The sequence below is a fragment of the Kaistella sp. genome, assembly GCF_032060305.1.
GTDB classification, from domain to species: domain Bacteria; phylum Bacteroidota; class Bacteroidia; order Flavobacteriales; family Weeksellaceae; genus Kaistella; species Kaistella yananensis.
The window spans coordinates 1-4,009 of sequence record NZ_DAMBHK010000111.1 but is presented as its reverse complement, the minus strand read 5'-3'; the positions used below and the strand labels follow the sequence as shown (position 1 = coordinate 4,009).

5 protein-coding genes are annotated in these 4,009 nt (G+C 39.8%); all 5 read right to left on the bottom strand.

What is annotated here, in order from left to right; all coding sequences use genetic code 11:
- Positions 1 to 29 precede the first annotated feature (29 nt).
- On the bottom strand, positions 30 to 335 hold the full coding sequence (locus V5N63_RS11225) for an MGMT family protein (protein WP_332034013.1): 306 nt from the start codon (positions 333 to 335) through the stop codon (positions 30 to 32).
- Positions 336 to 355: 20 nt separating this feature from the next.
- Entirely contained in the window at positions 356 to 1,618 is a 1,263-nt protein-coding gene (locus V5N63_RS11220; RefSeq protein WP_332034012.1) for an S-adenosylmethionine:tRNA ribosyltransferase-isomerase, read from the bottom strand.
- Between the two features lie 89 nt (positions 1,619 to 1,707).
- On the bottom strand, positions 1,708 to 2,682 hold the full coding sequence (locus tag V5N63_RS11215; protein WP_088468146.1) for a deoxyhypusine synthase family protein: 975 nt from the start codon (positions 2,680 to 2,682) through the stop codon (positions 1,708 to 1,710).
- Positions 2,683 to 2,840: 158 nt separating this feature from the next.
- Entirely contained in the window at positions 2,841 to 3,221 is a 381-nt protein-coding gene (locus V5N63_RS11210; RefSeq protein ID WP_088468680.1) for a GreA/GreB family elongation factor, read from the bottom strand.
- A 332-nt stretch (positions 3,222 to 3,553) separates the two neighbouring features.
- Positions 3,554 to 3,946 carry an alternative ribosome rescue aminoacyl-tRNA hydrolase ArfB gene (gene arfB, locus V5N63_RS11205; RefSeq protein WP_332018385.1) on the bottom strand — a complete coding sequence of 131 codons (393 nt, stop codon included), beginning with the start codon at positions 3,944 to 3,946 and terminating at the stop codon, positions 3,554 to 3,556.
- Positions 3,947 to 4,009: the final 63 nt, after the last annotated feature.

The window sequence follows — 4,009 nt, the reverse complement described above, 5'->3', positions numbered from 1 at the left end:
GACCAAATTTGTGCAAGACCAGCTTTTTGTTAAAGTTCGTGCAATGGACTCCAGAAGACTTTTTTAAAGTCTGTGATTTTATTTCCCTGAACTTTCACGCCTACCCGTGCCAGTTTTTCGGTGAATAAATCCAGGCAGCTCGCAGTGATGTGTCCGGAAGAATTGCAGACCCGGTGAGCCGGGAAATCTTCCTCGTATTTCCGCAGTGCATTCCCCACGTGTCTAGCGTGGTTCGGGTAACCAACCGCTTTTGCAATGGCACCGTAGCTGGTAACTCTGCCTTTTGGTATCAATTTAATGATTTCAAAAACCTGCTTTTTAAACTGCGGGTCCATGATCAAACTTTATATTAAGATTATTTATTTCTTGGCAAAAGCAAACTTCCGTCACCGTAGCTTAGAAAACGGTAGTTGTTTTCTAAAGCATGGGTGTAAATTTTTTTCCAGTTATTTCCAATTAAGGCAGAAACCAACAAAAGCAGCGTAGATTGCGGCTGATGAAAATTCGTTATCAGTCCGTTTACGATTTTGAAGGAATAACCCGGCGCGATGATGATTTCGGTTTCGATTGATAAATGATTTTGCCCGGTGCTTTTAATCCAGTTTAAAAGTGCATTGATGGCCTCTTCAGCGCTTGCCAGAACTTCGGTTTCGTAGGGAAGCCACTGGGTGATTTTCAGTTCTTCGTAACTGATGTCTGGGTTTTGAAGAATTTTGTTGCCCATCCAATAAATGCTCTCCAAAGTTCGGGTGGAGGTGGTGCCGACGGTGATGATGGGCCGCCCGATTTTGCTTTTTAAATCTTCAAGAAAATCTGTGGTAATGTTGAGGTATTCGGCGTGCATGATGTGATCTTCCATCTTTTCAGATTTCACAGGCTTAAAAGTACCTGCACCAACATGCAAAGTTGTGAACAGTGATGAAATACCTTTCTCCGAAAAATCATTCAGCACGCGTTCCGTAAAGTGCAGGCCGGCTGTGGGCGCGGCTACGGAGCCTTCGTTTTCGGAGTAAACCGTTTGGTAAGCATCTTCGTCTGTTTTTTCTGCAACTCTTTTGATATAGGGAGGCAAAGGCGTAACTCCGGCTGCATCCATAATTTTCCTGAAAGGAATCTGGCCCGGTGACCACGAAAATTTCACTAGGTAAGCATCATCTAGTTTGCCGGCAATTTCAGCGGATAGCTTTACCTTATGTCCTTCCAGATCAACATATTTCGACAGTTCTTTTTCTTTCCATTTGGAAACTTTGCCGATAAAACAAATCCATGTTACGGAATTTTGTTCCAAGAAATGCTGTTCATAGTTGATGGCTTCGCCGTAGGGTTCCAGACAGAAAATTTCTATGTTTGCTCCGTTTTCGTTCTTAAAAAAGAGTCTGGATTTTACAACCTTGGTATCGTTAAAGACCAAAACAGCGTTTTCGGGAAGATATTCACTGATATTCTGGTAGATATCTTCGGATATTCTTTCGTCCTTATAAATTAGTAATTTTGATTGATCGCGGGGATTCACTGGGTTGTAAGCAATTTTTTCTGCTGGTAAATCGTAAGTGAAATCTTCGATTTTTAAGTACTTTGGATGCATGCTGCAAATCTCTGAAAATCTATAGTTTTTCACCAGAAAAATTTATTGTTTTTAATGATAATAATTGCGAAAAAAAACTCCTGCAATTTTTTGCAGGAGTTTTATGAATCTGTTTTTGAATTTTAAGAGTTCTCTAAAATATAAGTGAACATGAGTGGTGCGCAGATGGTAGCATCACTTTCAACGATATATTTCGGTGTATCGATATCGAGTTTACCCCAGGTAATTTTTTCGTTCGGAACTGCTCCCGAATAAGAACCGTAAGACGTTGTAGAATCAGAAATCTGGCAGAAATATGCCCAGAAAGGCACATCTTCCCACTCCAGATCCTGGTACATCATCGGTACTACGCAGATTGGGAAATCGCCAGCGATTCCACCACCGATCTGGAAAAAGCCAACGCCTTTTCCACCTGAATTTGCACGGTACCATTCGGTAAGATAAATCATGTATTCAATACCCGATTTTACGGTATGAACATTCAGTTTTCCTTTGATAACGTTTGAGGTGAAAATGTTTCCAGTTGTGGAATCTTCCCAACCCGGACAAACAATGGGCAGGTTTTTTTCTGCTGCAGCTACAATCCATGAATCTTTAGGATCGATTTCATAATATTGCTCCAGAACTCCGGAATTTACTACCTGATAAAGGAATTCGTGCGGGAAATAACGTTCGCCTTTTTCTTCAGCGGCATGCCAAACGTCTTCCAAATGCTTCTGCAAACGGCGGAACGCTTCTTCTTCAGGAATACAGGTATCGGTTACCCGGTTAAAATGCTGATCAAGCAGTTCTCTTTCCTGTTCTGGCGTTAAATCTCTGTAGTTAGGAACTCTTTTGTAGTGAGAGTGCGCAACAAGATTCATTACATCCTCTTCCAGGTTAGCACCGGTACACGAAATAATATCAACTTTATCCTGACGAATCATCTCGGCCAAAATTTTGCCCAGCTCTGCGGTAGACATTGCACCAGCCAAGGTAATCATCATTTTTCCGCCGTCTTTTAAATGGGCTACATAGCCTTTGGAAGCATCAACCAGAGCGGCTGCATTAAAATGCAGATAATATTTTTCTAAAAATTCTGTAATCGGTTTATTCATTTCTTTAATTGTTTTTGCAAAGATAATATTTTAGGACTGAACTTAATTTGAAATAGCTTTTTTAAACTTATTCAACCGCCTTTGTTTGAAAAGAAAAAAGTACAGCGGGCAAAGGCTGTACTTTTATGTAAATCATGGTAAAGGTTTGGGATTGTAAATTAGCCTTCCCAGTTTTCAACTTTTAGGATTTCAATTCTTCTTTCGCCGTCTTTAAAAGGATATTCTACGATATCACCCACTTTATATCCCATTGTCGCCAGAGCCATGTCGGAAAGGATAGAGTGTTTGTTTTTTTTCGGTCTTGCCTGTGCAACTCCTACAAAGATGTATTCTTCTTCTTTGTTTAAAGTATGGTCTTTTACCGTTACTTTTCGGTCTACCGTTACTACATCTTCCGGAAGTTCTCTTCTTCTTACCTGCACGGCATTTCTAAGTTCCGAGGTAAGTCTTACTTCTTCATTTGGGGTTACTTTTTTTCTTCTGAGGTGATCTTTAATCGCATCGTAAATTCCTGTTGTTAAGATGATGTTCTGTGTCATTTTTTTATATTTTTTTGAATTGGATGACGTGTTTAATACAATCCAATGCAGGCCGAAAATATCAGGAGATATTCTGCCTGTGAAAACACATCAAAAATTAATAGTAAAAATGCTGAGATGCCCTGTCTTGGATCTGACAGGGATTAATTGATGAAATCTTTGGAACTTTTCAAGAACGAATCAGTATGCAAATAAAGCAAGGACAGCAAAAGTCTGGATATTCCGGTTTCGGATAAAAAGAATGATGTGACCATGTATTTATAAAATGATTTTTACAAACTTAAGAAATAAGTATTTAATAAACAACTGTTTAGCATAAATTAACGTTTTGCTTAAAACCGGAATTTGCGGTTTTCCTTTTTTTCTGAAAGTTGTTTCTTTGTCTGAATTCTCTTTTCGACCTGTCGTTTCGAAGGCTTGGTAGGTTTACGGATTTTCGGTTTTATAAGTGCTTTATTTACAAGCTCTATAACCTTTTCAGTGGCAATTTTTTTGTTCTGAAGCTGCGTTCTGCTTTCGGATACCGTGAGTTGTAAGATGCCTTCCAGATTAATTCTGTTCTTCAGCTTTTGCGAAATAAGTTCAATTTCTTCGGCAGAAAAATACGCGGTTTGGGAGGGATTCCACATCACCGTAACCGCGGTCTCCACTTTATTCACGTTCTGTCCGCCTGCGCCGCTGCTGCGGGAGGTTTTATAGGTGAGTTCCTTTGTGAAGTTTTTCATGAGGGAGAAATTACTGCAGCAAATGTAGCAATTCTTTGCGGTTCAGCTTACCGTTTGGAATTC